We start from the raw sequence: 2,214 nt of genomic DNA on the forward strand, positions 1-2,214 counted from the left end.
GCCCTGCCTGGCGTGCCGCCCGCCGCGTCGCCCCCACTGCCCGTCCCCTCACTTCGACCACCGGTACTCCGCCAGCCGGGGACGCACCCCGATGACCACGAGCCCGGCGATGACCAGCCCGGCGACCGGCAGCACCCCGTACCAGCCGCTCGTCCCGCCCTCACCGTCGTCGACGGCCTTGTTGAACGACGTCCAGTGGGTACCGATCAGCCGTTGCAGGGCCCCGTCGTACCGGACGTAGTCGGCGGCGGCCGTGTCGCGCCCGGCGACCGCCTGGTCGCGCTGCCCGCCGTTGACGAGGTTCCTCATCTGGCGGTCGTTCTGCTGGAACCGCTTGAACTCGTCCAGCACCTTGACGAGCGCCTGCCGCTGCTCCGGGTCGCCGGAACGGGCGGCCTCGGCCCCGAGGAAGCCGAGGAACGGCACGCGGCCGGACTCGAACGCCAGGCCCTTCTGGACGGCCTGGTTGTACTCGTTCAGGTTCCCGGCCTTGAGGTACAGGACGGTCTGGGACTTGCTCAGGAACACCTGCTCGTAGGAGTCGGCGCGTTTGGGATCAAGCAGGAACCGCGTCTCGTCGGCATTCGCGCTGTTGCTGATGGCGCGCGTCCGGGACAGGGCCAGGATCGAGTCGAACCCGTCCTCCTTGGCCTTGCGGAGGTGGTCGGCCTGCGCGGAGAGCATGACACTGCCCGCCGCGACCAGCACCAGCGTGCCGAGCGTGGCGAGCGCCAGCGCCGGGTTCAGCAGCCGCCGGTAGCGCACGGCCAGGAAGAGCTGGAGGCCGGCCAGCGAGGCCAGGAGCGCGAGGCCGGTGACGAGGATCCACGTGCGTCCGGTGAGGACCGCCGACCGCTTGTCCTCGTAGGTGTGCCGGACGAGGGTGCCGTTGTCGAGCGTCAGGTTGTACGCCTTGGGCAGCAGGTCGAGCTTCATCAGGTCGGTCGCTTCGCGGTACAGCTTCAGGACGTCCTCCGACGGCGGGCCGGGCGCGTGAGCGGAGCCCTCGTCGATCAGGATCGCCTGCCCCGCGAGCCGCTCGTAGCGGCCGAGCGCGTACACCAGCTCCCGCGCGGTGTTGTCCTCGGTCGTCTCGTCGGCCAGCTTGGCGGCCTTGAGCAGGGCGTCGCCGGCCTTCGCGCGGCTCTGGTCGTAGGCCGCCAGTGCCCGCCCGCGGGGGCCGTTCTGCGGGCCGCCGATCAGCAGCGCGTTGGCGAGCTGCGCGTCCATGGCGGTGAGCTGGAAGTACAGGTCGCCCGTCGCGACGACCTGCGGGCCCGCGTCTTCACCGATCACCCGGACGCCCTCGCGGGCGTTCACGATCGCGGCCCAGGCGACGGCGAGCAGCACCAGGAGCAGGACGACGGCCAGCGCCGTCAGCGCCCGGACGCGGCCCGCGACCGTGTGCGGCAGCGCCCGCGCGAGACCGGTCGGCGCCGGTGCGGGCGTCCGCCGCAGCCGGACGGACGACTCCGGCAGCCGCTCGGGCGGCGCGGAGGCCGGGGTCACGGGTGCGCCCCCGGCGGGGGCCTGCTGAACGGCCGTCATGTCGCCTCGCCTCGTGTGAGCGTGATGGTGGTCCAGGCGCCGACGTGGATCCGGTCGCCTTCGGACAGCGGAACCTCGACGTTGAACGGGATGGGCTGGGGGGAGCCGTTCACGCAGGTCCGGTTCATGGAGCCGGGGTCCACCAGCGTCCAGGTGCCGTCCGGTTTGGCGAGCAGCACCGCGTGGGTGTGGGAGACGCCCGGGTCCTCGGGCGGCTCGCGCAGGTCGATCTCGGGCGGAGACGGATCGGCCGAGCTGCGCCGTCCGATGCGGACCTCCCGCCCGGCGAGCGAGATCCGCCGTTGCGGGGCGTACGGGGGGAAGGCGATGGACGCGGAGTCCGGGCCCTCCTCGGCGATGACCGAGTTGTAGTAGTCGCGGTCGGCGCTCACCACCGCCGTCCAAGCCGTCCGGGAACCCGGCCCGGGCACCGGTGGTCCGGGCACCGGCGGTGCGGGGACAGGCGGACCCGGGACGGGAGGTGCCGGAACAGGTGGTGCCGGAACCGGCGGCGTGGACACAGGCGGCCTGGACACCGGCGGCCTGGACATCGGAGGCGCCGGGAAGGGCTGAGTGGGCGGCGATCCCGCTGGTGGCGATCCCGCTGGAGGCGGCCCTACTGGCGGCGGCCCCGCTGGGGGTGGCCCCGCTGGAGGTGGCCCGGGG

General features: G+C 73.4%; 3 protein-coding genes. 1 reads left to right on the forward strand and 2 read right to left on the reverse strand.

Going from position 1 to position 2,214, the window contains the following annotated elements:
• Positions 1-48: 48 nt before the first annotated feature.
• Positions 49-1,548, reverse strand: a complete 1,500-nt coding sequence (locus E1298_RS46370; RefSeq protein WP_243726258.1) for a hypothetical protein — start codon at positions 1,546-1,548, stop codon at positions 49-51.
• Positions 1,545-1,940, reverse strand: a complete 396-nt coding sequence (locus E1298_RS46375; RefSeq protein ID WP_243726259.1) for an FHA domain-containing protein — start codon at positions 1,938-1,940, stop codon at positions 1,545-1,547. Before E1298_RS46375 ends, E1298_RS46370 begins: the two co-directional genes overlap by 4 nt.
• A gap of 89 nt (positions 1,941-2,029) precedes the next feature.
• Here E1298_RS46375 and E1298_RS49125 point away from each other — a divergent pair.
• Positions 2,030-2,214: hypothetical protein (locus E1298_RS49125; RefSeq protein WP_165975993.1), on the forward strand; the 185-nt coding region annotated here is incomplete at its 3' end.

The sequence above is a fragment of the Actinomadura rubrisoli genome (assembly GCF_004349215.1).
GTDB classification, from domain to species: Bacteria; Actinomycetota; Actinomycetes; order Streptosporangiales; family Streptosporangiaceae; genus Spirillospora; species Spirillospora rubrisoli.